We start from the raw sequence: 23,483 nt of genomic DNA, 5'->3' as shown, positions 1-23,483 counted from the left end.
TCTAAAGTCTAAACTAATACATGATTTGGCCTTTGTAAACCTTGATTTTCCCTTATTTCCACTCAAGGAGGACTTTACTGGTGTAGTAGCGTTCCGCAGGTGAAAACAGGAATTTTATCACCAATTACCACTTACCTATTACCAGTCTCAACTAGATAACTAGCAACTTGGGTTATTTTACCTTGTTATCTGACTATGTTTCTGCTGTCAAGCGTAATTTTTCTGAAGTTCTTAAAATTTGTCCCGCTAAAACCGCTGCACCAAAGCCATTATCTATATTTACCACACCTATACCAGCAGCGCAAGAATTGAGCATTGTCAATAGAGGTGCTAAACCGGAAAAACTTGCACCATAACCAATACTAGTAGGAACAGCAATCACTGGACAATCTGCCAAACCAGCTACTACACTAGGTAAAGCCCCTTCCATACCTGCTACGACAATTAATACTGACGCTGATTCTAATAGGTGACGGTTACTGAGTAAACGGTGTATTCCCGCTACACCTACATCCCAAAGACGCTGTACAGAGAAACCAGAAAGTTCAGCAGTGACAGCCGCTTCTTCAGCAACAGCTAAATCAGCAGTACCAGCGGAAAGAATGCCGATTTTACCACGGAATTTGACTTCAATTACCGAGGGAACAATGGCACAGATTCGGGCTTGTTCATAATATTGTATACTTCTAACTTTTTTTTGAATTGCGGAATATACTTGAGGTTCTATACGAGTAGCCATGACTACAGAAGTCCGATGTCGCATTACCTCCATAATTTGAGCAATTTGTTCCGGTGTTTTACCAGGTCCCCAAATTACCTCCGGGAAACCGGTTCTTAATTGACGGTGGTGGTCTATTTTAGCAAACTCACCTACAGATTGATAGGCTAAATCTTTGAGGGAGTCGAAGGCTATCTCTGGGGTTATTTTACCATTAGCGACGGATTCTAAGAGCGATCGCAAATTTTCGGGTTGAGTCATGGGATTTTGGATTTTGGATTTTAGATTTTAGAGTTCTCTTATTCAGTCAACAGTTAACTATTTCGTAACTTTAATTTCATGAATATTCCAAAAAGCACCACCAAGAGCGGAAAATTGGATACCTTGAAACCGGTTCCGAATTCCTGACATAGCGTAGGAATTAACCAAATAAATAAAAGGTAAATATTCCTGGGTTAATTGCTGACTTTCCCAATAAATTTCTTTAACTTTCTCTTCATCAAATTCCTGCGCCCCTTGAATATAAAGATCATTAATTTTGATTTCCCAAGGTGTAACTTCTCTCCCTTCAATTGGTTTCTGTCCGGCTTGAGGTTTTTGATTAAACATATGTAAACCTCCTTCAGGTGACCACACATTTGCACCATCATTTGGTTCTAAACCCCCTGTTAAGCCTATTAAACAAGCATCCCAATCTAAAGTATTAGAAAGTTTGTCTATAAAGGTATTCCAAGCCAAAGGTGTGAAATCTACTTGAATACCGATTTTACTTAAATCCTGTTTAATTTGTGAACCCATTGATTCTCGAATTTTATTCCCAGCATTTGTTAATAATGCAAATCTCACCTCATTACCTTGATCATCTAGTAAGAGATTTTTGTCATTATATTTGAATCCGGCTTGTAGTAGTAATTGTTTAGCTTTATCGGGATTATATTTGTAAACCTTCAAGCCTTTTTCTGGTGGTAAAAAATAAGGACTTTGGACAGAAATAGGAGAATCTTGAGGTGTACCTAAACCACGAAAAGTATTATTTAACATGGTTTGTCTATCAATAGCATAGGCTACAGCCTGACGAAATTGGACATTATTAAACCATTTAGATTTAATAGGATCAACTAATGGCTTATCATTTCTTGTTCCCTTATTTAAATTAAAAGACATAAAGGAAGTAGTAGAACTAGGACCACCATTATATATTTTAAAGTTACCTTGTTTTTCTTGAACTTTTAATAGAGAAAAATAATCAGGGGAAACCCCAATAGCATCTAAATCTCCAGAGCGAAATTGGAGTAAAGCCGTATCAGTTGATTCGACAATTTGCCAAATTATCCGTTCAATATATGGTTGGGATTTACCTTGAACATCTTTACGCCAATAATAGGGGTTACGACGAAAAATTATCCGTTGACTTGTATCATATCTTTCCAGTTTGTAAGGTCCATTAACAATCAGTTCTTCAGGAGGAGTATCAACACCCCATTTACTTAAAAACTCTAGTTTACCATCTTTATTTTTGGTTTTGACTGATTTTTCTAAGATATGAGCAGGTAAAATAGACGATCCTGTACTCAGCAAAAAAGGTCTAAATGGTTCAGGTACACTAAATTCTACTCTCCTATTATCTATTTTTTTAACTGTTGGTAATTTGCGATCTTTCCCCACTCTTAAAACATCTCTAGTGTCTGTGGGTATGTCTTGATTTAGATAAATATCATTGTAGGTAAAGACGACATCATCAACTGTTAATGGTTCTCCATCTGACCATTTTAAACCTTCGCGCATGGTAAAGGTTATTTTGGTTTTATCTGGTGATATTTCCCAAGATTTGGCTAATGCTCCTTCTATTTTACCGTCAATGGGATTTTGGGTTAATAGTCCCTCATAAGTGTAACCAAAAATATTTGGTGATTCGGAACTCAACGCAGCATTAAATGTTTTTGGATCACTAAGAATACTGGTTACTAATTGGGGTACTTGAGCGGTACTGGTTTTTAATTTGGTTGGGTTACAAGCGGTAATTCCTATTGCTGTAAAAGCAATGATTGTTATTAGTAATAAAAACCGTTTTGTGTGATTGAGTATTATTTTAGTTAATGTCATAGTTTCGGTAATTAAATAATTATTTTTAAGTTAATGAACGAGAGTTAAACCAATCGAGAAAATGCTGTGTCATTGTAAAATATCTGATTCCAGCATTGCGTAAAGCATATTTAACTTCAGGTTTATCAAAGTCTTTAGTATTGTTGCTGATAAAAGCCTTTTCTTGCCTAGGAGATGTAGGTAAAGTAGCATGATGAATAATAGTCCGTAAAATCAAGTTATCCATGAGATCATTGTTAACTAACATTTGTCCTGGTTGAGTTAAAATTGCACTACAAGTATCTTGTAGTATATGATTTTCTAGATATATACACTTGCTCTTAGCTTGTTGTCTATCTATTGCGCTGGAAAGACGAGTATCTAAATCGTTCAATAAATAGTTATTATCAATAATTGCTTGGTCTAAATTAACTGCTAGAGATTGAGCATGATTAGAAGAAAGATCGCGTCTAGCTTCCCGTCTTCTTTCATTCATTATTTTTGTGAAATTTGTTATTGCTTGCTTTTTCTGTTTAAATACTGCCATGGATTCAATATAACAAATATTTGGTATATATATTTGAATAGAAGGTGGAGGATTAAATAATAGTAAATCTGCTTGTGGATCTTGTCCTTCTGCAATGGACATTAAGAAATTAGTTTCTATGTAAAGTATTGTCACCTGGATTCACCTAATAATTAACGTTGATTCTAATTTTATTCATCCTGTGTATAAGTATCTCCATCTTTCATTTTTTCCAATAACCCAATTTTGGATAATTCTTTTGTTCCTGGAGGTATTTCTGATTTCCAATGATATGCTAAATCTCTTAACCAAGCTTCTATAAGTGTTCTCAAGTATAAATACAATATTTTGCTATTGCTAAATTCTGGTTCATAATGGCTAAGAATATCCGCAGAAAACAGAGAAATGACGGGATTTAAAAGGTGTTCACTGTTTGATTTAAAAATAGTTATGTTCTGTAGGTTAGCTGACATGGCAAAGCGAATATCTTTTTCGGCATTCTGTAAATACAATTGTGTAACTTCTGATAACAATTTTTTGGACTGTCTTTCTTGTAACTGAATATCAACTAATAATGCAATTTCTTGATTTTTGTCTACTACAATAATATCTGGTTGAGAAAGGGAAAATAATTTTTCTAATTCCGTAGGTGAATTAGACAAAGTATTTTTGAGACTAGAAATAAGCCTCATTTTAATTAGTTCTTCTGGTTTTTCTAAACTAAACATTCTCTTATTCTCCTATTAGTTATCAATTAATTACCACTTACCAACAAAACCACTGCATAAGCACAAATCCCTTCTTCCCTCCCCGTTGGTCCAAGTTTTTCATTAGTGGTAGCTTTGACACCAATTTGATTTGGTTCTACTGCTAAAACTGCTGCTAATTTATCCCGCATTGAATTAATATGAGGTTTTAATTTGGGACGTTCAGCAACTACAACAGAATCAATATTGCCGATTTTCCAACCTTGATCAAGAATTAGCTGATTGACCTGTTTTAATAATACAAGACTATCAGCCCCAGCCCATTGGGGATCTGTGGGGGGAAAATAATGACCAATATCCCCTAGAGATAATGCTCCCAACATTGCGTCTATAATTGCGTGAGTGAGAACATCAGCGTCACTGTGTCCTAACAAACCGAGTTCATGGGGAATGTGAATACCGCCTAAAATTAAATTGCGATCGCTCACCAATCTGTGTATATCGTAGCCATTACCAATTCTAATGTTCATAGTTAGTTGTTATTTGTTAATGGGGGAATCTTCTCCCTGTTACCTGTTACCCGTCGCCTGTCACCTGTTACCTGTCACCTGTCACCTGTTACCTGTCACCTGTTACCTGTTACCTGTCGCCTGTTCCCTGTTCCCTCTCTTCTTGCCATTTTTTCAGTAAATCGGGACGACGTAAAGCAGTACGTTCAATTTGTTGTTGAAAACGCCAACGGGCTATTTTACCATGATTACCACTTAGTAACACATCTGGAACTTTCCAACCGCGAAAATTAGCAGGACGAGTATACTGGGGAAAATCTAACAAACTTTCTTCAAAACTTTCAGTTTTGAGAGATTCCTCCTTACCTACAGTTCCCGGTAACAGACGCATCACGCCATTAATCAAAGCCATAGAAGGAATTTCGCCCCCAGTCAGGATAAAATCTCCTAAGGACACCTCACGAGTTACTAAATTTAGTACCCTTTCATCTACTCCTTCATAGTGACCACAGATGATAACTAATTGGTCGTAATTCGTGGCTAATTCGCGCAGCAAGGGCTGGTTAATCGTTTGTCCTTGGGGACTCATGAAAATCACATCTCGACGGGCTAGAATGGGCAAAGACTCCACAGCAGCAAAAATAGGTTCTGGCTTCATCAACATTCCCACCCCGCCGCCATAGGGTTCATCATCTACTTTGTGGTGCTTATCGGTGGTAAAATCTCTAGGGTTAGTCAGATGCACCTGAGCAATCTGTTTAGCTAAGGCCTTACCCAATAAACCAGAATGGAGAATTGAAGTAAAACAGTCAGGAAAAAGTGTAACTATATCAAAACGCACAGTAATTCGTATTCGATAGAACTAATCTTAGTGGTAGATACTGAGCAAACACAATAACTAATAGCTTAGACTGGCCTAAGCCATAGAAACGGCTAAAATCAAGAAAAAATCTACCAATAGTATCTAAAAGTACCATAACTTTTAGTTCTTTGGTGAAATCAAAAGTTTTTCTAATCACTGGATTTGTGTTTAAATTGTGTTTAAATATTGTCACCACTAAATTTAAGTTAATAATCCCACTAAAGTTAACAACTTCCGGGATGCATCCAGCCAGCCATGGCTACGCTATCAAAAGTAAGAGTGTCAAAACCTACTAAAGCCTAAATCTAGAAGGGAATTGTAGTTGGACTAAGACTATGAAAGCCCCATAGAAGTCGTAGATAGGTAAAAAACAATGGCACTGGCTATGAGAAAGACGGACATGATGTCATAGTTGAAGCCTCATGTCCGTCAAGCCGTGTCCTCTCACACCAAGCAAAAGGCGAAAATTAACAAGTACCAAACCTTGTTCAATTGACCTGAAGTTGTTGACTCCCTCAAGCACAAACACAATGCCGCAGTTAGAAGTTAAATCGCTGGAAATGAGGACACCCCAAGCAACTAAAACCGCCGTTATGGTTATCGGAGGCGCCGAAGATAAAGTTCATGGACGAGAAATTCTGAGAACTTTTTTTATTCGTGCTGGTGGTAACAAGGCGTATATTACAATAATTCCATCAGCCTCCCGGGAGCCTGCCATTATCGGTGGTAGGTATATCCGCATTTTTGAAGAAATGGGTGCGGAAAAGGTGGAAATTTTAGACATTCGTGAACGGGAACAATGTGAAAATCCTGAGATTAAAGCATCCCTCGAAGCCTGTAGTGGTGTCTTCTTGACAGGAGGAGACCAACTGCGCCTTTGTGGAGTCCTCTCCGATACACCAGCCATGGAAATTATCCGCCAACGGGTGAGAGCCGGACAACTGACTCTAGCAGGTACAAGTGCTGGAGCAGCTGTAATGGGCCATCACATGATCGCTGGCGGTGGGAGTGGTGAAACACCCAATCGTTCCCTGGTGGACATGGCAACCGGCTTAGGATTTATTCCTGAAGTGGTAGTTGACCAACATTTCCATAACCGGAATCGCATGGGACGACTTGTAAGTGCCATCGCCTCTCACCCTGATCGCTTAGGCATTGGTATTGATGAAGATACTTGTGCTGTGTTTGAACGGGATGGTTGGTTGCAAGTTATGGGTAAAGGTAGTGTTACTATTGTTGACCCCACAGAACTAACCCATACCAACGAACCTAATGTCAGTGCAAATGAACCATTGACTGTACATAATTTACGACTACATATCCTCAGTTACGGAGATCGCTTCCATCTTTACCAACGTACTGTTTTACCTGCTGTGCATCGCATCTCTAGCTAACGGGATAGAGTATCTAAAGTGACACTGACTTGACCCCGAATTGATTTCTTGCTGTCCCCAGATCCAGATTTAGATATGATCTCACCAGAAAAACTGTTCAAAATGAACAGTTTAGCGGTCAATTCCAGTCAGAAACTAGAATTTTGGTTCCGAATCTCCATCTACCTATTCCCATGAGAATCCTCAAGATCCAGACCTTACGCGGCCCAAACTACTGGAGCATTAGACGGCACAAGCTGATCGTTACGCGCCTCGACTTAGAGAATATTGCCGAAACTCCCTCCAATGAAATAACTGACTTTTATGAAGGATTAGTAGAGGCTCTGCCAAGTTTAGAGGGTCACTATTGTTCCCCCGGCTGTCGTGGTGGTTTTCTAATGCGGGTGCGAGAAGGCACTATGATGGGTCATATAGTGGAACACGTAGCCTTGGAACTCCAGGAATTGGCGGGAATGCACGTAGGTTTCGGTCGCACCCGTGAAACTGCCACACCTGGGATTTACCAGGTAGTGATTGAGTACCTAAATGAAGAAGCGGGTCGTTACGCAGCACGGGCAGCAGTAAGGCTATGTCAAAGCATTATTGACCGAGGCCGTTATCCGAAAGCCGAATTAGAGCAAGATATCCAAGACTTAAAAGACTTTTGGCGCGATGCAACTCTTGGACCTTCAACAGAAGCCATTATTAAAGAAGCTGAGAAAAAAGGCATTCCCTGGATGCCTTTACCAGCAAGGTTTCTCATTCAGTTGGGCTATGGTATCCATCAAAAACGGATTCAGGCCACAATGACCAACAACACAGGCATTCTCGGTGTAGAATTAGCTTGTGATAAAGAGGCCACTAAACGTATTCTCTATGCCAATGGTATACCAGTTCCTAGAGGTACAGTCATCAATTTCTTTGACGATTTGGAAGAAGCTATTGAATATGTTGGCGGTTATCCAATCGTTATTAAGCCTTTAGATGGCAATCATGGCCGTGGTATCACCATTGATATCAGAAACTGGAAAGACGCAGAAGCAGCCTACGAAATGGCTAGACAAGTTTCTAACTCAATCATTGTCGAGCGATATTATCTTGGCCGCGACCATAGGGTATTAGTAGTAAATGGCAAAGTAGTCGCTGTAGCAGAAAGAATCCCCGCCCATGTCGTGGGTAATGGCAAGTCTACTATTCTAGAACTAATTGAAGAAACTAACCAAGATCCTAAGCGCGGTGAAGGTCATGATAATGTCCTCACTAAGATTGAACTAGACCGTAGTAGCTATCAGCTACTAGAAAGACAAGGTTATACTATCAATAGTGTGCCTCCATCAGGAGCAATTTGTTATCTACGGGCAACGGCAAATCTAAGCACAGGTGGTAGTGCTGTAGACCGTACGGACGAAATTCACCCAGAAAACGTTTGGTTAGCACAACGGGTAGTCAGAATCATCGGTTTAGATGTTGCTGGTATAGATATTGTCACTTCTGATATTAGCCGTCCTTTGAGAGAATTAGATGGTGTGATTGTCGAAGTTAATGCCGCTCCTGGTTTCCGAATGCACGTCGCCCCCAGCGTGGGTATACCCCGCAATGTCGCTGGTGCTGTGATTAATATGCTATTCCCCAATGATCAAGCCAGCCGTGTTCCCATTCTCTCAGTAACCGGGACAAATGGCAAAACCACTACTACCCGCCTATTGGCACACATTTATAAGCAAACAGGTAAGGTGGTTGGTTATACGACCACAGACGGTACTTATATCGGTGATTTCTTGGTAGAATCAGGGGATAATACTGGTCCTCAAAGCGCCCATGTCATCCTCCAAGATCCTACTGTAGAGGTGGCGGTATTAGAATCTGCTCGTGGTGGTATTCTCCGCTCTGGACTCGGTTTTGATAATGCTAATGTGGGTGTAGTATTAAATGTATCTGCGGATCATCTGGGTATCGGTGATATAGATACTATAGAGCAATTAGCCCATCTTAAAAGCGTAGTTGCTGAAGCTGTATTCCCTGATGGTTATACTGTACTCAATGCTGATGATCCACGGGTTGCGGCTATGGCAGAAAAAACTAAGGCCAATGTTGCTTATTTTACCATGAATCCCGATTCAGAACTGGTGCGAAAGCATATCCAAAAGGGAGGAGTAGCCGCAGTCTATGAACATGATTATCTGTCAATTGTTAAAGGTGATTGGACACACCGCATTGAAAGAGCGGAAAATATCCCCTTGACAATGGGCGCAAGAGCGCCATTTATGATTGCTAATGCTTTAGCCGCAAGTTTGGCAGCTTTTGTCCAAGATGTCACAATTGAGCAAATTCGTGCTGGTTTGAGAAGTTTCCGCGCTTCTGTAAGTCAAACCCCAGGACGCATGAATTTGTTTAATTTGGGTAAATACCACGCTTTAGTTGATTATGCCCATAATGCGGCTAGTTATGAGGCTTTGGGTTCATTTGTTCGCAACTGGACAACAGGACAGCGTATTGGTGTGGTTGGAGGTCCTGGAGATCGCCGTGACGAAGATTTTGTTATGCTGGGTAAGTTATCGGCGGATATCTTTGACTATATTATTGTTAAGGAAGATGATGATACCAGAGGACGGCCACGGGGTTCAGCCTCGGATTTGATTACTAAGGGTATTAATGAGGTTAAGCCTAATAGTCGCTTTGAATCAATTCTAGACGAAACTAAAGCCATTAACAAAGCCTTAGATATGGCTGCCGATGGTAGTTTGGTGGTGATTTTACCAGAAAGTGTTAACCGGGCGATCAAGTTAATTAAGTTGCGTGGTGTGATAGATGATGAAATACCACTACAAAACTCAATTAGCAATGATTCCCAGACAAAACTTTCTGGGGGGGTAGCACCTTCCTCTGTGGTCAATACGCCGATTTAGTGAACTTGATCTTGTTTGTAAATTGCCCCCGGACTAATTTATAATTTCGGTCTGGGGGTTAATTTTAGCTATAATTCATGTTATTTACGTTTAATAATTAACCAACCTCAGCCGATAAATACAAAAGTGGCAATAATGCTGAAAATTAATCACGGTAGCATTTAGATGAGGCTTCAATACTATCTTACCTCAGAGAGTCCTATACCCAACCAATCACTTAATTCCATAGCTAACCATTCTAATTCTGCTTCAGATTTCAGAGTATCAAGATTAAACTCAAATTTTTTCACTCCCGCCCAAATTTCTAATTTTGCTGGTTGTAGGGTTCTATCTTCCGAATCTCCAGTAAAATGTTGTGGTGTATAAATCAGTTTATTAATACTTGCTCTAGAAGCTGAACGACGACGGATTTTCCATTTTCCTAACCAAGCATTAAAAGTAATTTGTTCTTTATCTATACGTACTTTCACGCTGCCAAATAAAGGGTATAATATGCCAGCATATATCATCGAAAAACCAGCACCCCAAAAAGGTAATGAAAACAAAGCAAAGGGAATATTGGCGGGAAAAGGAGCAGAAAGAGCGCCAATAGTCCAAACTAATATAAATAAATTCCAAAATGTGGCAAAACACCCTATAAATACCATCGAGGGTTTAAAGCCAGTAGGGGGGATGGTAATTTCTAAAAAATCTTCATTTTTTGTGATTTGAATTTCACTACCTGCTGGTTTACCAACAGCTAAAGCTGTAATTTCGGTATATTTTCCCTCTCCCTGTTCTAAAGCTATTAGCGCTTGAGTTGCAGAAGAGAAACGCTTTTCTAAACTCGGTTCTGTGATTTTTTGCAACCAATTAGTAAAATAGGGACTAATATTAGTAAATTGCTCAAACTCAATGCAAAAATCCTTTTGGGGTAAATCTGCTGGGTGAGTCCCCGTCACCAAATAAATTATTGTGCATCCTAAGCTATAAAGGTCAGAAGCGGGAACTGTGCGGCCTCCAAACTGTTCTTGTGGCATATAACCATAGGTTCCGACAATCGTTCTTGTCCCTCCTTCTGCTGCTAGAACAGTCTGAACTGAACCAAAATCTACTAAATAAACTGAACCGACGCTATTACCAGAACGTTCTCCTAATAAAATATTACTAGGCTTAATATCACGATGGATAACTGGTGGATTTAAGTTATGTAAATATATAAGAATTTCTAAAAGTGCTTTGGCAATTTCTTGGACTTCAACTTCTGTAAATTTTCTCCCAGTTTGTAAATATTGTTCTAGGGTTTGGGCTGGGATATAAGTCTGGACGAGGGCAAATCCTTTATATATAGGGGAATTAACCTCAAAATAGTCTAAGTAAGCTGGAATAAAAGGATGTGATAAAGATTTTAAAGTTTGGGCTTCCCTTTCAAATAATTTCAGATCATCCCATTCAAAATCACCACCAAAAGCAAGTAACTTGACAATTACCGATTTTCCAGTTACTACATCAGTAGCTAGGAAAGTGCTTCTACCAGCTTTTTTGCCTAACTGTTGTTGAATCTCGTAACGATTGGCTAATATTTCCCTATTCATGATCATTACAGTATCCTTGTGTCACTCATGAGCATAAATACCAAAATTATCTTACCCATTCCTGATTTTAATTTAATTGTTAATTTAATTGTTAATTTTAATTTTTAATTGCTTATGCCTTCCCCACTTTGGCCTTATATTACTCCAGGGATTCCCGATGAATTATTTGAGCATTTACCAGGTATTCCCCTCAGTCAGCGAGAATTAAGATTGTTGTTGATTTCTCAACTGCGACTACAAGCAGATTCAATATTGTGGGATATTGGTGCGGGAACGGGTACAATTCCTATAGAGGTGGGTTTATTGTGTCCCCAAGGACGGGTAATTGCAATTGAACGTGATGAGGATGTAGCTAACCTGATTAAACGCAATTGCGATCGCTTTGAAGTGAAAAACGTAGAAGTTATTGAAGGTAACGCCCCGGAATGTTTAAATCAAATCAAGTTACAACCTGATCGTATTTGCATTGAGGGGGGAAAAGCGATAAATGAAATTGTCCAAGCTGCATGGCAATATTTACCCACATCTGGACGAGTAGTGGCAACAGCTGCTAATCTAGAAAGTCTGTATGCTATTTCTCAAAGTTTTTCCCAATTGAGAGTGAGAAATATCGAAGTTGTCCAGTCAGGGGTGAACCGTTTGGAAACACGGGGTTATTCTCAAACTTTTGTAGCTGGAGATCCCATTTTTATTCTCAGTGGTGAGAAATTAGACTAAATTTGAATGAATTAAAACTTCTGCGGTTTTCGGTTTTGGATTCAATCCAAAATCTAAAATCCAAAATCCAAAATACTATTATGCCCTGGTCTCGAATTGTTAGTGGAATTATTGCGATTGTCATGGCGCTGTCTTCAACCCTATTAGGGGGGTGGTATTTCACCATAGCGATCGCTATTGTTGTATTTTTAGGTCAACAAGAATATTTTAACTTAGTGCGTTCTCGCGGCATTACACCAGCAGTAAAAACTACTATGTTTGTCAGTCAAGTTTTATTGGCAATTTGTACTCTTAATGCTAGTTTAGCTGATGCAATTATGCCCATAGCAGGAACACTGATTTGTTTTTATCTACTTTTTCAACCTAAACTAGCCACAATTGCCGATATTTCCGCTTCTATTATGGGTTTGTTTTATGTAGGTTATTTACCAAGTTACTGGGTACGCTTACGGGAAATTAATCATGATCTTACCAGCAATTTGCCTTTAGGTGGTTATTGGCCATCCCATTGGGAGGATATTGGACAAGGCAATTTTAGCGCCCTATCAACAGGTTTAACAACCACTATCCTCGCTTTTTTGTGTATTTGGGCTGCTGATATTGGTGCTTATATTATTGGTAAATTCTTCGGTAAAACTCGTTTATCGGATATTAGTCCCAGGAAAACCGTAGAAGGTGCAGTTTTTGGTATTGCTGCTAGTTTGGCCGTGGCTGTGACAGGTGCTTATTTTCTCCATTTTCCCTACTGGTTAATTACCGGTTTAACATTGGGTTTGATTATTGGTATTGCTAGTTTATTAGGTGATTTAACGGAATCGTTACTTAAACGTGATGCGGGTGTGAAAGATTCTGGACAATTAATCCCCGGACATGGTGGTATTTTAGATCGGACTGATAGTTATATTTTTACCGCTCCTTTAGTTTATTATTTTGTGACGTTGCTTTTGCCGCTTTTACAAACAACTCTGTAATTCGTAATTTGCGGTTTATTGTCACATATCAGTATGAAATCCTGAAAATCCTTAAGTCCTGGATATCCTGATTCAGGCAGATGCCTATGGGTTAATGTTAATGCGTCCATAACAAATCAGTTGTCCCGGTATCAGAGAGATTTCTTTAATATCAACATCTGTCCCCAGATTTATAATATCAGGAGCATATCCTTCTAGAATAACTTCTTCGTCGCTTTTGATCTCAACTTGTGTCAATTGCAGTTCTTGTCCGTTGAGTAGTTTTAAGTATAAATGAATATTAAAGAATGTTTCTTGCTTATCAGAAATAGTTATACCATGCAGGATCAATAACTGATTGTCAAGGGTAATTTTTCGCCAACTAAGGGACTTGAAATTTATTCCAGATTGTGGTATTAAGGTAATCAGTAAATCATTTATAGCCGTCAATAATAATGGAGATGAGAGGGAGTTATTAAGATCCTGTTCCTCAACTATTAGTTTACCAACAACAGGTACTATTTCTAATAATTGCAGCGGCTGTCCTCTCAATATTGATGAGACATTAAGTTGTATTTTTTCGGCATAAAGTTCGATTTCTGTGATATGAATTCCTCGATACACAGCTTTACTAGCAGAAATAGATACCCCAGGAATACAACCAGAAAAAAGTTGGCGATCGCTCGCTTTGATATGTACATCTAAACCCGATACTTGATTTAACTGGGTTCTTATCCATAACTTGATTGCTGAAGTCAAAACTTTTGTAATGAGCTTAAATTTGTTATTATCTGTATTTGGTGAACTTGTTTCTATCATTTTCCAGTAATTATATGTAAATATGTTTAGCTATTAAGTCAGGACTTACGCAACTGGCACATTAGCAAGGTGCATGACTACCGTCTACAATAGAATTTTAGTGTGACACTTGCGCAAGTGCTATAAGTATCTTAAATAGTTCTTAACTGTAATATAGGAGTTTTTTCACAAAAAAGTCAAAAAATCAGTAATATAATAGTATTCAATGAGAAATAAAAGTGACAATTAAAACATGGAGGAACGATTACAAAAAATTTTAGCTCAATGGGGCATTGCCTCCCGTCGTGAAAGTGAAGAAATGATTAGACAATCAAGGGTGCGTGTTAATGGCATATTGGCACATTTAGGTCAAAAAGTCGATCCCCAACGAGACAAAATCTTGATTGATGATCTACCAGTCCTGACGGGACAACGTCCATCTTTGATCTATTTATTGCTGCATAAACCAGCAGGATTTGTATCTACTTGCCATGACCCCCAAGGAAGACCAACTGTCCTGGATCTGCTACCCTCAGAATTAAGAGAGGGATTGGGTATTCACCCCGTTGGTCGTTTGGATGTAGACTCTACAGGAGCGTTAATCCTGACAAATGATGGGGAATTAACTTATGGACTTACCCATCCTAGTCATAGTATTTCTAAGAGCTATCGTGTTACTGTCCAAGGACATCCCCCCGCAGCAGTTATTCAAAGGTGGAGTCAGGGTGTAATTCTGGAAGGAAAAATCACCAGACCAGCCCGGGTGCGTTTAATTGAAACTTATATTAACCAAAGCTGTTTAGAAATTGTTTTACAGGAGGGAAGAAATCGGCAAATTCGTCGTGTAGCCGAACAGTTGGGATATCCAGTTATCAAGCTACATCGGACGGCCATAGGTTCAATTCAATTAAAGACGGCAATAACACCATTTTTGCAAGTTGGTGAATATCGTCATTTAACTCAAGACGAGATGATTTTTTTAAGCAAGCAGATAAATCGCACACCCATAAAGACAAAGCTGAGTTAAGGAGTAAAGGAAAAACATGAAATGGTTCAGAAAGAAGGATGAACAGCCAATCAAACCTTCTATCAAGCAACATCAAAGTGAAAAGTTGATACAGCTTGGCTCTCAACTGGCTTCCCTACGTCAGGAAAAGAATTTAACTCTTGATGAGTTAGTCCTCTTCACCAGAATTCCTCGACGACTTTTGCAAGCCATTGAAGAAGGTAATTTAAGCGACCTACCAGAACCAATTTATATTCAAGGTTTAATTAGGCAGTTTGCAGATGCTTTAGGAATTAAGGGGAGGGAATTTGCCAGTCATTTCCCGATTGGTTATCAACCAGTGGCTTTTAAATCCACTTGGAAAAACCAAAACATTGCTCAATTCCGTCCTATACATCTTTACCTGTTTTACATTGTTTTGATTTTCTGCTCTGTTAACAGTTTATCTCATTTATTAAATAATGCCACATTGCAGTCCAATAATCGCCAAATTCAATCAAAGACAGCACAGCCATTAACAGAACAAGAAACATCTTCTAATAAACAGCCCAGTAGTAAACAGGATCAGTCTGTACAAGTTGGTGTTACCTTAAAAGCCTCCTCATGGATTAGTGTGGTGACAGATGGTAAAACGGCTTTTGAAGGAGTTTTACCACAAGGTTTTAGTCGTACTTGGAAAGCTAGTCAGCAGCTGATAGTAAAAACTAATAATGCTGGTGGGGTGTTAATGAGCGTGAATCGGCAGAAAGCCAAAGAAATGGGGGAAATTGGCAAAACCGAGGAAATCAAGATCGCTGCTGGACCAAACTAACCGGAAATCATCATCATCGTTAAATTTTGGCTTATTTTGGCTTTTGGCTTGATCTCAATCAAGGGTGGTTTGATCAAAAACTTGGGGTTTTCGTCTATTCAGTCAAACCAGGACAAAATAGCGAAAACATCAGTTTTTTTTCGCGTTTATTAGCCCAAATTTATTTAACTAACTTAGGATTGTCTAGGGGCGCGTCCACAACGCAGGGTGAGAGTTTTTAAGCGATCGCTTAATTCTTGGGTTAATACACCCGCTTGATAACGCCATTGCCAATTTCCCTCCGCTGTACTTGGAAAATTCATTCTTGCATCAGTTCCCAAACCTAATACATCCTGTAAAGGTATAATCGCCTGATTAGCGATAGAACTCAAAGCTAATCTAATTAAATCCCAGTTTATGCCGTCAGGACTAATACAACCTAAATACAACAATAAATTTTGCTTTTCGTAATCATTTGCAACATTAAACCAGCCCACAGTTGTATCATTGTCATGAGTGCCAGTATAAACTACAGCATTACGATTGTAGTTAAAGGGTAAAAAGGGATTTCCGGGATCAGAACCAAAAGCAAACTGTAATACCTTCATTCCTGGAAACTCAAATTGATCTCGTAGTGCTTCCACTTCTGGGGTGATAATCCCCAAATCCTCCGCGAGCACAGGTAACTTACCTAACTGCTTTCTAATAGTTTCAAATAAAGCCACACCGGGTGCTTTAATCCATTCACCATTCATAGCAGTTGTTTCACCTTGGGGTACAGCCCAATAAGCCTCAAAACCCCGGAAATGATCAATGCGAATGATATCTACATAATCCAGCATGGCCTCAAAACGCAGCACCCACCATTTAAAGTCTTGTTTTTGTAATTCTTCCCAATTATACACCGGATTTCCCCATAATTGACCAGTGGCACTAAAATAGTCTGGTGGGACTCCGGCCATTAAAGCCGCTGCTCCTGTTTCCTCGTCTAGAGCAAATATCTCAGGATTAGCCCAGACATCAGCGCTATCATGGGCTACGTAAATAGGGATATCACCAATAATTTCTACACCATTTTCATTAGCATAGTTTTTCAGTTCTGACCATTGACGGAAAAACTCATATTGGACAAACTTATAATAAAAAATTTCTGCCGCTAACTCTTGTTCCATCGCAGCTAAAGCCGCTGGTTCACGCTTTGCCAATTCCGGCTCCCAATTATGCCAGCCTGCACCATTTTGGGCATCTTTAAGAGCCATAAACAGAGCGTAATTATTTAACCAATAGCCTTTATCAGTACAAAACTTAGTAAAAGCTTGTTTTTGAGTTAAAGTTGCCTTAGTTTTAAAATCTTCACAAGCTTTAATCAGTAAATTAACCTTAACCGGGATAACTTCCTGAAAATCTACATAATCTGCCGGAAAATCTGGTAAATCAGCCAAATCTGATTCAATTAACAAACCCTCCTCTAGCAACTTGTCGGGACTAATTAAAAAGTAATTTCCCGCCATTGCAGAATAGCACATATAGGGAGAATTACCGTAACCAGTCGGACCTAGAGGTAAAACTTGCCAATATTGCTGGTGACTATTTTTAAGAAAATCAATAAAATCATAGGCTTCCAGTCCTAAATCCCCAATACCAAAACGACTGGGGAAAGAACTGGGATGTAGTAGAATACCACTGGATCTAGGAAAAGGCATATTTAACCTGAAATATAGGAAAGGGTAATCGTTTATCAGTTACGCATCGAATTTATCATGGCATGGTTAGTCTTGACTGTTGTGATTTGTGAAGAAATAAGAAGATGAATCACAATAATCTATTGTACTCACTCAGATCCCCATTGAACAAGTCGAGGATCTATAAACCTACATATTAACAAATGAACAATGACTTATAGAAATCCTGCACCCACTGTTGATATCATTATTGAGTTAATTGATAGACCTCATCGCCCTATTATTCTCATTGAAAGACATAATGAACCTTTAGGGTGGGCGCTACCTGGTGGTTTTGTGGATTATGGTGAAACTGTGGAAAAAGCTGCAATTAGGGAAGCAGAGGAAGAAATAGGGTTAAAGGTAGAGTTAATTCAACAATTATTAGTTTATTCTGATCCCTGTCGTGATTCCCGTCAGCATACAATTAGTATTGTGTTTTTAGCAACAGCTACAGGTCAACCTTTAGCGGGTGATGATGCTAAGGGTGTGGGTATTTTCGAGCCTTGGTGTGTTCCTAGTGATTTGTGTTTTGATCACGACCGGATTTTGCGAGATTATTGGCAATATAGAAATTATGGGATAGGTCCTAGATTGGGGTGAGGGATTTTAATATCATGTCCGGTTGAACACTTATTATATCTGTTGAGGCTGGTAATGGGTAATTGGTAATTGGGAAAAGGCAATACAATGACGAACTATATCGTCAGTGATTAGGCAGACACGATATAACAGTAAATTCATCTGAACCTAAGTAAATATAGGCAGCTATTAATTCCAAATAGAAAGAGTTATTAAACCACTTATGTGACATAGTTTAACTAATCATTAATTGATAACAAACCAGGGGGAGGGGTAATTTCGACGCGACGATTTTCCAAATCCACAACAGGGACAATTTCCATCACAAAGGGAATTAAAACTGTTTTTCCGGCTTTATCTTCAGCAAAAGCAGAATCTAATTTTACTTCTAATAAATCATGACCTGAAGGTAATATATCTACCAGTGTTCCCACCAACTCCCCAGAAGATTGCATAAAAACCTGCAATCCTAACAAGTCTATCACATGAAACTCACCCGCTGCCAATTTAGGGCGATCGCTTATAGGCACAAAGAACCGACAATCACGCATATTTTCAGCTTGAGAGCGATCGCTTAAATTTTTAGTTTATTCTGATCCCCGTCGTGATTCTCGTCAGCATACAATTAGTATTGTGTTTTTAGCAACAGCTACAGGTCAACCTTTAGCGGGTGATGATGCTAAGGGTGTGGGTATTTTCGAGCCTTGGTGTGTTCCTAGTGATTTGTGTTTTGATCACGACCGGATTTTGCGAGATTATTGGCAATATAGAAATTATGGGATAGGTCCTAGATTGGGGTGAGGGATTTTAATATCATGTCCGGTTGAACACTTATTATATCTGTTGAGGCTGGTAATGGGTAATTGGTAATTGGGAAAAGGCAATACAATGACGAACTATATCGTCAGTGATTAGGCAGACACGATATAACAGTAAATTCATCTGAACCTAAGTAAATATAGGCAGCTATTAATTCCAAATAGAAAGAGTTATTAAACCACTTATGTGACATAGTTTAACTAATCATTAATTGATAACAAACCAGGGGGAGGGGTAATTTCAACGCGACGATTTTCCAAATCCACAACAGGGACAATTTCCATCACAAAGGGAATTAAAACTGTTTTTCCGGCTTTATCTTCAGCAAAAGCAGAATCTAATTTTACTTCTAATAAATCATGACCTGAAGGTAATATATCTACCAGTGTTCCCACCAACTCCCCAGAAGATTGCATAAAAACCTGCAATCCTAACAAGTCTATCACATGAAACTCACCCGCTGCCAATTTAGGGCGATCGCTTATAGGCACAAAGAACCGACAATCACGCATATTTTCAGCTTGAGAGCGATCGCTTACTCCTTTTAATCTAATCACATAGAGATTTTTACCCTCAATATAGCGTCCACTTAATAATTCTACAGGTTGAAGTTCCGTTTCCCCTGGACGTAATAACCAGCGTCTTCCTGGTTCTTCAAAGCGTTCGGGAAAATCAGTATCAGGATAAACCCGCAACTCCCCATTTAAACCTTGAGGTGCGACAATTTTACCAATTTCTAACCAATCATCAAGATTAGGAATTGGTTGAGAATGGGGTTTCTCAGCCCTTACCGCACCAGGAAGAGGTGATTTTTGAGCTTTTACCGCTGCTGGCTGCTTCCTGCTTCCCTGCAATATTTTCTTCGTGTTCTTTGCGTCTTCGTGGTTCATTTCTCTTACACACTTATAGCCGCAACTTGATAAACCCGTTCAGCAACCTTAGCTAAACGCTGCATACCGATAATAATCTCCTCATCACTACCAGTCAAACTAATTCTGAGACATTGGTGTTTGTGTTCCCATTCCTCTTGTAAACCGGGGAAGAAACTACTACCAGGAACAACAATCACACCAACTTTCTTTAATTCCTGGTAAAATTCCCAATCAGTCATGGGTAAATCTTGCAACCACAACCAGCCAAAAATCGCTCCTTCACCACGATGTAAGAACCAGGGTAAATTTTTTGGCATTGCCAATGCTAATGTACTTTCTAACACATCAAACTTTTTCTGGTAGAAAGGACGAATCACATTTTCAGCGATATTTGCTAATATACCTGATTCTATGGCGCGAGCGGCGATCGCTTGACCATATCGAGAAGAATGAATTCCCACATTAGTTTGGAAACATTCTAAGACCTGAATTAGCTTTTCATCACCAATAGCCACCCCAATGCGTTCTCCAGGCAATCCCGCCTTTGATAAACTCATACAGTGGAGGATATTCTCCCCAAATACGGGAGTCATGTCTGTAAAATTCAAAGCTGGGAACGGAGGCGCGTAAGCAGAATCAATTAATACAGGAACATGATGAGGTTCAGCTAAGTTAGTGATTTTATTCACTTCATCATTAGTTAAAACATTACCAGTAGGATTACAAGGACGAGAAAATATCACACAACCAGTATTTTCTGTAATGGAAAGTTGGTTAAAATCAGGACGATATTTAAAACGGTGTGCGTCCCTATCAATATCCAAAGTAGGCTTATAAGCGACTAAAGCTTCTGGGAACAAACAAACACCACCATAACCAGTATAATCTGGACTTAAAGGCAGGACAATTTCCTTTAAATTACCATCTTGAGTATAACCACCGAAAGCATTAGCGGCATAAAAATAGATAGTTTGACTACCCGCAGTAATTAAAATATTCCGGTCAGTTAAACTTAACCCATAACGCTGGTTAAAGTCCTTGACAATTGCGTCAATTAATGGTGAATAACCTTGACTTGAACCGTAACGACAAACAACCTCACCATATTCAGAACTAGCTAATAAATCTGCCGTACAATCCCGCCATAACTGTTCCACCTCTGGTAAAATCAGGGGATTCCCGGCACTCAAATTATATAATTCCTTTCCCTTACTAGCTCTGAGGGTTTCGTTAATATCTTTCATAATCGCTCTTACGCCAGTTAAGTTAGACATTTGAGCGCCAATTTTAGTAAGGGCAGGTTTGATCATGTTTATTACAGATTTCATTAATCGCCAAAGTGGGTAGTTGCAGCCAAGATCAAGTTTGTGGTCATAATCGCTAAAATAGCTGCTGCCTTCAACCAATCTAAACCGTAGTTAATCAGATAGGATATTTTTCTGGCAATGCCCACCACTTTAGCATACATAGAACAATTTGACAAGTAATCATGAAAAATATTCCTCTTCGCGCCTGGAGTGCCTCTGGGTGAGATAAAATTACGTAAATCCTCACCAATAAAGAGTGTCAAATGGAAATCAAAGCAGCAGTAGCATACAGTCCAGGAAAACCCTTAACAATTGAAACCGTCCAATTACAAGGACCACAAGCAGAGGAAGTATTAATTGAGATTAAAGCTAGTGGAGTATGTCATACAGATGCCTTTACCCTTTCTGGTGATGATCCTGAAGGTTTATTTCCGGCAATTTTAGGCCATGAAGGTGCTGGTATAGTTGTGGAAGTAGGGGCTGATGTCAAAAGTCTTAAACCTGGAGATCATGTAATTCCTTTATACACCCCTGAATGTCGTCAATGTGATTATTGTCTCAGCTTCAAAACTAATCTTTGTCAAGCAATTCGCGGCACACAAGGACGGGGTTTAATGCCAGATGGTACTAGTCGTTTTAGTATGGGTGGCGATATTATTCACCATTATATGGGTACATCCACCTTCGCTAATTATACGGTATTGCCAGAAATTGCTGTCGCCAAAATTCGAGAGGATGCCCCTTTTGATAAAGTTTGTTATATTGGTTGTGGCGTAACAACAGGTATTGGCGCGGTAATTTATACAGCTAAAGTAGAACCAGGTGCAAATGTAGTAGTTTTTGGTTTAGGGGGGATTGGTTTAAACGTCATCCAAGGAGCGCGAATGGTGGGCGCAAATAAAATTATTGGTGTAGATATTAATCCTAAAAAGCGGGCTTTAGCTGAAAAATTTGGTATGACAGATTTTGTCAATCCTCAAGAAATTGCGGGTGATTTAGTTCCTTATTTAGTAGACCTAACAAAAGGTGGTGCTGACTATTCTTTTGAATGTATTGGCAATGTTAATACCATGCGTCAAGCTTTAGAATGTTGTCATAAAGGTTGGGGTGTAAGTGTGATCATTGGTGTTGCTGGTGCGGGACAAGAAATCAGCACTCGTCCATTTCAATTAGTAACTGGAAGAGTTTGGAAAGGTTCGGCTTTTGGTGGTGCTAGAGGAAGAACTGATGTGCCAAAAATTGTAGATTGGTATATGGATGGTAAGATTAATATTGATGATTTAATTACTCATGTTATGCCGATAGAAAAAATTAATGATGCTTTTGATTTAATGCACAGGGGTGACTCTATTCGCAGTGTTGTGACTTTTTAGGTTTTTGTTTCGCGCTAAGACGCTAAGGAGCAAGGGCACAAAGTAAGAAAAGCTTTGTAATTAGGTTTAAGTTGACAAAAAAGATGTAGATTTTGATCCAGATGGATATTTGGTATATTTTACTTGCCAATCTACTTTCTATTATGTGATGTTAATGTGATCAGTAATAATCTCTAATTTGTCAATTTTCACAACTGGTAAACTGGTAAACTGGTAAACTGGTAAGAATTTTTATTTTTGGCTTATTTACCGATGTATCTTTATTCAGCCAACAGTCTTCTGGAGTGATTATGAGCGATTAGTACAACTGAATACTGACAAGCAGTCAAGAATAATGATAAAGAAGGTAAAGGACAATAGAAGACCATAATTTATGGTTTAACTTGATGATGTTAAAAGTTTCCACAGTTAAACCGGAAAATGGTCAGAAGTTCGCTATGGTATTGCAAAGAAACAGCATCATGTAATGATAATGCCATGAACAAAACTGTTGAAGTTCACACCAGCGTGTCCGAACTAGTCCAACGGGCGCTAGAATTGATCCTGTCAAAAGTGGAAACTGCTATTAAGGAACGGGGACAATTTACAATTGCTTTATCAGGTGGCAGCACACCAAAACCTTTGTATGAAGCCATGGCCATGCAGGAGTTGCCCTGGGATAAAATTCATGTATTCTGGGGAGATGAGCGTTATGTGCCACCAGATCACCCTGATAGCAACGAATTAATGGCGCGACGTGCATGGTTAGATCAGGTTGCTATACCAGCAGCTAATATTCATGCTATCCCCACTTTGTCCGCTGATCCAGAAGTGGACGCAGCTAAGTATAACCAGCATCTGCAAACATTTTTTAATTCCGTATCTGGAGAGTTCCCGGCATTAGATGTAGTTTTATTGGGAATGGGTGATGATGCCCATACTGCATCTTTGTTTCCCCACACAGAGGCTCTCAATGTGTGCGATCGCTTAATTACTGTTGGTAACAAAGGGGACAGTCTCCGCATCACCTTTACTTACCCATTGATTAACGCGGCTCGCAGTGTGATTTTTATGGTTGCTGGTGCTAACAAAAGGCCAGCGCTGGCGCAAATTTTCGCACCAGTAGCAGATGATTTTGCTTATCCATCTCGCTTGATTAAACCCCAGGGAGAACTTTACTGGTTGCTAGATACAGCTGCTGGTTTAGAACTCAAAAGCTAAATGTTTTCACTCTAAGTAATTATTAGCATCAAAAGCTAAAGTTACTTCTGTGCTTGTCAGTAATATTTTTACAACGACCTTGACTAAGGCT

At 39.2% G+C, this 23,483-nt stretch carries 21 protein-coding genes and 2 pseudogenes; 10 read left to right on the top strand and 13 right to left on the bottom strand.

Annotated elements, in window-relative coordinates; genetic code table 11:
• Window positions 1-193 precede the first annotated feature (193 nt).
• The 6 genes from larB to trmD all read right to left on the bottom strand — a co-directional run bounded on the left by larB (window position 194) and on the right by trmD (window position 5,383).
• The gene (gene larB / locus H6F39_RS11870; RefSeq protein ID WP_137907845.1) at window positions 194-979 is read right to left on the bottom strand and encodes a nickel pincer cofactor biosynthesis protein LarB; all 786 of its coding nucleotides are present in this window, start codon (window positions 977-979) and stop codon (window positions 194-196) included.
• 57 nt (window positions 980-1,036) lie between these two features.
• A complete protein-coding gene (locus H6F39_RS11865) occupies window positions 1,037-2,821 on the bottom strand; it encodes an ABC transporter substrate-binding protein (RefSeq protein ID WP_137907846.1) in 1,785 nt (594 codons plus the stop codon).
• Between the two features lie 25 nt (window positions 2,822-2,846).
• Window positions 2,847-3,482, bottom strand: a complete 636-nt coding sequence (locus tag H6F39_RS11860) for a PIN domain-containing protein (protein ID WP_190396764.1) — start codon at window positions 3,480-3,482, stop codon at window positions 2,847-2,849.
• Between the two features lie 35 nt (window positions 3,483-3,517).
• A complete protein-coding gene (locus H6F39_RS11855) occupies window positions 3,518-4,054 on the bottom strand; it encodes a hypothetical protein (protein ID WP_137907848.1) in 537 nt (178 codons plus the stop codon).
• Between the two features lie 26 nt (window positions 4,055-4,080).
• On the bottom strand, window positions 4,081-4,563 hold the full coding sequence (gene ispF / locus H6F39_RS11850) for a 2-C-methyl-D-erythritol 2,4-cyclodiphosphate synthase (RefSeq protein WP_190396763.1): 483 nt from the start codon (window positions 4,561-4,563) through the stop codon (window positions 4,081-4,083).
• A gap of 109 nt (window positions 4,564-4,672) precedes the next feature.
• Complete coding sequence (trmD, locus tag H6F39_RS11845) at window positions 4,673-5,383, bottom strand: tRNA (guanosine(37)-N1)-methyltransferase TrmD (protein ID WP_137907851.1); 711 nt, start codon at window positions 5,381-5,383, stop codon at window positions 4,673-4,675.
• A 551-nt stretch (window positions 5,384-5,934) separates the two neighbouring features.
• On the opposite strand from trmD, the gene H6F39_RS11840 reads away from it, so the two are divergent.
• The gene (locus H6F39_RS11840; RefSeq protein ID WP_028090521.1) at window positions 5,935-6,798 is read left to right on the top strand and encodes a cyanophycinase; all 864 of its coding nucleotides are present in this window, start codon (window positions 5,935-5,937) and stop codon (window positions 6,796-6,798) included.
• Window positions 6,799-6,971: 173 nt separating this feature from the next.
• On the top strand, window positions 6,972-9,683 hold the full coding sequence (gene cphA / locus H6F39_RS11835; protein ID WP_137907852.1) for a cyanophycin synthetase: 2,712 nt from the start codon (window positions 6,972-6,974) through the stop codon (window positions 9,681-9,683).
• Window positions 9,684-9,862: 179 nt separating this feature from the next.
• Here the strand turns inward: cphA and H6F39_RS11830 are convergent, their stop codons facing one another.
• The gene (locus H6F39_RS11830; protein ID WP_190372177.1) at window positions 9,863-11,257 is read right to left on the bottom strand and encodes a serine/threonine-protein kinase; all 1,395 of its coding nucleotides are present in this window, start codon (window positions 11,255-11,257) and stop codon (window positions 9,863-9,865) included.
• 114 nt (window positions 11,258-11,371) lie between these two features.
• Between H6F39_RS11830 and cbiT the strand changes: the two genes are divergently transcribed.
• Window positions 11,372-11,974 carry a precorrin-6Y C5,15-methyltransferase subunit CbiT gene (gene cbiT / locus H6F39_RS11825; RefSeq protein ID WP_137907853.1) on the top strand — a complete coding sequence of 201 codons (603 nt, stop codon included), beginning with the start codon at window positions 11,372-11,374 and terminating at the stop codon, window positions 11,972-11,974.
• Window positions 11,975-12,054: 80 nt separating this feature from the next.
• A complete protein-coding gene (locus H6F39_RS11820; protein WP_137907854.1) occupies window positions 12,055-12,945 on the top strand; it encodes a phosphatidate cytidylyltransferase in 891 nt (296 codons plus the stop codon).
• 84 nt (window positions 12,946-13,029) lie between these two features.
• On the opposite strand, the gene H6F39_RS11815 is transcribed toward H6F39_RS11820, so the two are convergent.
• Entirely contained in the window at window positions 13,030-13,683 is a 654-nt protein-coding gene (locus H6F39_RS11815) for a DUF2993 domain-containing protein (RefSeq protein ID WP_306420211.1), read from the bottom strand.
• A gap of 292 nt (window positions 13,684-13,975) precedes the next feature.
• Between H6F39_RS11815 and H6F39_RS11810 the strand changes: the two genes are divergently transcribed.
• Complete coding sequence (locus tag H6F39_RS11810) at window positions 13,976-14,749, top strand: pseudouridine synthase (RefSeq protein WP_190396762.1); 774 nt, start codon at window positions 13,976-13,978, stop codon at window positions 14,747-14,749.
• Window positions 14,750-14,765: 16 nt separating this feature from the next.
• Window positions 14,766-15,539: a RodZ domain-containing protein gene (locus H6F39_RS11805; RefSeq protein ID WP_190396761.1), complete on the top strand. Its 774-nt coding sequence runs from the start codon at window positions 14,766-14,768 to the stop codon at window positions 15,537-15,539.
• A 173-nt stretch (window positions 15,540-15,712) separates the two neighbouring features.
• On the opposite strand, the gene malQ is transcribed toward H6F39_RS11805, so the two are convergent.
• Window positions 15,713-17,221, bottom strand: a complete 1,509-nt coding sequence (gene malQ / locus H6F39_RS11800; protein WP_190396760.1) for a 4-alpha-glucanotransferase — start codon at window positions 17,219-17,221, stop codon at window positions 15,713-15,715.
• 189 nt (window positions 17,222-17,410) lie between these two features.
• Between malQ and H6F39_RS11795 the strand changes: the two genes are divergently transcribed.
• Complete coding sequence (locus H6F39_RS11795; protein ID WP_190396759.1) at window positions 17,411-17,842, top strand: NUDIX hydrolase; 432 nt, start codon at window positions 17,411-17,413, stop codon at window positions 17,840-17,842.
• A gap of 218 nt (window positions 17,843-18,060) precedes the next feature.
• On the opposite strand, the pseudogene rimM (H6F39_RS11790) reads toward H6F39_RS11795, so the two are convergent.
• Window positions 18,061-18,405 (bottom strand): annotated as a pseudogene (gene rimM, locus H6F39_RS11790) (ribosome maturation factor RimM); the annotation flags it as partial.
• Here rimM (H6F39_RS11790) and H6F39_RS11785 point away from each other — a divergent pair.
• Window positions 18,398-18,622 (top strand): annotated as a pseudogene (locus tag H6F39_RS11785) (NUDIX hydrolase); the annotation flags it as partial. The pseudogenes rimM (H6F39_RS11790) and H6F39_RS11785 sit on opposite strands and share 8 nt — an antisense overlap.
• A 218-nt stretch (window positions 18,623-18,840) precedes the next feature.
• On the opposite strand, the gene rimM (H6F39_RS11780) reads toward H6F39_RS11785, so the two are convergent.
• Genes rimM (H6F39_RS11780) through H6F39_RS11770 form a run of 3 tightly spaced genes read right to left on the bottom strand, consistent with a single transcriptional unit; the run spans window position 18,841 to window position 20,980 of the window.
• Complete coding sequence (rimM, locus tag H6F39_RS11780) at window positions 18,841-19,530, bottom strand: ribosome maturation factor RimM (protein ID WP_137908894.1); 690 nt, start codon at window positions 19,528-19,530, stop codon at window positions 18,841-18,843.
• Between the two features lie 5 nt (window positions 19,531-19,535).
• Window positions 19,536-20,819, bottom strand: coding sequence for a valine--pyruvate transaminase (locus H6F39_RS11775; protein ID WP_190396767.1), 1,284 nt, complete (start codon window positions 20,817-20,819; stop codon window positions 19,536-19,538).
• Between the two features lie 20 nt (window positions 20,820-20,839).
• Window positions 20,840-20,980 (bottom strand): hypothetical protein, encoded by a 141-nt coding sequence (locus tag H6F39_RS11770; RefSeq protein ID WP_162501204.1) that lies wholly within the window; start codon window positions 20,978-20,980, stop codon window positions 20,840-20,842.
• A 102-nt stretch (window positions 20,981-21,082) separates the two neighbouring features.
• Here H6F39_RS11770 and H6F39_RS11765 point away from each other — a divergent pair, with 102 nt between their 5' ends.
• Together H6F39_RS11765 and pgl are read left to right on the top strand one after the other, a co-directional pair.
• Entirely contained in the window at window positions 21,083-22,192 is a 1,110-nt protein-coding gene (locus H6F39_RS11765) for an S-(hydroxymethyl)glutathione dehydrogenase/class III alcohol dehydrogenase (protein ID WP_190396758.1), read from the top strand.
• Between the two features lie 477 nt (window positions 22,193-22,669).
• Window positions 22,670-23,392, top strand: a complete 723-nt coding sequence (pgl, locus tag H6F39_RS11760) for a 6-phosphogluconolactonase (protein WP_137908896.1) — start codon at window positions 22,670-22,672, stop codon at window positions 23,390-23,392.
• Window positions 23,393-23,483: the final 91 nt, after the last annotated feature.

It is taken from the genome of Dolichospermum sp. FACHB-1250, assembly GCF_014696335.1.
GTDB lineage: Bacteria > Cyanobacteriota > Cyanobacteriia > Cyanobacteriales > Nostocaceae > Dolichospermum > Dolichospermum planctonicum.
The sequence above is the reverse complement of the archived record's forward strand: the minus strand, read 5'-3'. Positions and strand labels throughout refer to the sequence as shown.

What these genes read in the sequence shown, in the direction of transcription:
- larB (WP_137907845.1), bottom strand. Translation starts at nt 979, where the DNA reads ATGACTCAACCCGAAAATTTGCGATCGCTCTTAGAATCCGTCGCTAAT.
- H6F39_RS11865 (WP_137907846.1), bottom strand. Translation starts at nt 2,821, where the DNA reads ATGACATTAACTAAAATAATACTCAATCACACAAAACGGTTTTTATTA.
- H6F39_RS11855 (WP_137907848.1), bottom strand. Translation starts at nt 4,054, where the DNA reads ATGTTTAGTTTAGAAAAACCAGAAGAACTAATTAAAATGAGGCTTATT.
- ispF (WP_190396763.1), bottom strand. Translation starts at nt 4,563, where the DNA reads ATGAACATTAGAATTGGTAATGGCTACGATATACACAGATTGGTGAGC.
- H6F39_RS11840 (WP_028090521.1), top strand. Translation starts at nt 5,935, where the DNA reads ATGCCGCAGTTAGAAGTTAAATCGCTGGAAATGAGGACACCCCAAGCA.
- cphA (WP_137907852.1), top strand. Translation starts at nt 6,972, where the DNA reads ATGAGAATCCTCAAGATCCAGACCTTACGCGGCCCAAACTACTGGAGC.
- H6F39_RS11830 (WP_190372177.1), bottom strand. Translation starts at nt 11,257, where the DNA reads ATGAATAGGGAAATATTAGCCAATCGTTACGAGATTCAACAACAGTTA.
- cbiT (WP_137907853.1), top strand. Translation starts at nt 11,372, where the DNA reads ATGCCTTCCCCACTTTGGCCTTATATTACTCCAGGGATTCCCGATGAA.
- H6F39_RS11820 (WP_137907854.1), top strand. Translation starts at nt 12,055, where the DNA reads ATGCCCTGGTCTCGAATTGTTAGTGGAATTATTGCGATTGTCATGGCG.
- H6F39_RS11810 (WP_190396762.1), top strand. Translation starts at nt 13,976, where the DNA reads ATGGAGGAACGATTACAAAAAATTTTAGCTCAATGGGGCATTGCCTCC.
- H6F39_RS11805 (WP_190396761.1), top strand. Translation starts at nt 14,766, where the DNA reads ATGAAATGGTTCAGAAAGAAGGATGAACAGCCAATCAAACCTTCTATC.
- malQ (WP_190396760.1), bottom strand. Translation starts at nt 17,221, where the DNA reads ATGCCTTTTCCTAGATCCAGTGGTATTCTACTACATCCCAGTTCTTTC.
- H6F39_RS11795 (WP_190396759.1), top strand. Translation starts at nt 17,411, where the DNA reads ATGACTTATAGAAATCCTGCACCCACTGTTGATATCATTATTGAGTTA.
- rimM (WP_137908894.1), bottom strand. Translation starts at nt 19,530, where the DNA reads ATGAACCACGAAGACGCAAAGAACACGAAGAAAATATTGCAGGGAAGC.
- H6F39_RS11770 (WP_162501204.1), bottom strand. Translation starts at nt 20,980, where the DNA reads ATGTATGCTAAAGTGGTGGGCATTGCCAGAAAAATATCCTATCTGATT.
- H6F39_RS11765 (WP_190396758.1), top strand. Translation starts at nt 21,083, where the DNA reads ATGGAAATCAAAGCAGCAGTAGCATACAGTCCAGGAAAACCCTTAACA.
- pgl (WP_137908896.1), top strand. Translation starts at nt 22,670, where the DNA reads ATGAACAAAACTGTTGAAGTTCACACCAGCGTGTCCGAACTAGTCCAA.